This window comes from Dellaglioa sp. CoH-57-MRSF-16, from assembly GCF_056782055.1.
In genome coordinates, this window is record NZ_JBXAXZ010000167.1 from 1 (window position 1) to 276 (window position 276).

1 protein-coding gene is annotated in these 276 nt (G+C 50.4%); it reads left to right on the forward strand.

What is annotated here, in order from left to right; genetic code table 11:
• Window positions 1-85: 85 nt before the first annotated feature.
• Window positions 86-276, forward strand: a 191-nt coding sequence (locus tag AC1RPH_RS08305) for a hypothetical protein (protein WP_481762113.1), incomplete at its 3' end; no start/stop codon positions are given.

The following is a 276-nucleotide window of genomic DNA, read 5'->3' on the forward strand; positions in this document are numbered from 1 at the left end:
CACTCCTTTTGCTCGGTGTCGGCCCGGGTTAATGTGCAGAGCCGAAGATGTTTGGTTGATTTGGTGTTGGGCAAGTAAATAGAGGGTGGATAGTTGGCGCTATCCACCCTTTTGTTTTTGCTGCGGAGGAATCGTGCGGGACATACTGGTGATTGCGATCATGCTGCTTGGTTGCGTAACTCTAAGAATTCAATTGGGCGCACACGATGTTGCTCCCGCGTTGTCCAACCTGATCATGAGTGTGTACACGGTTGTAGCCGTCACCTTTATGTTCGT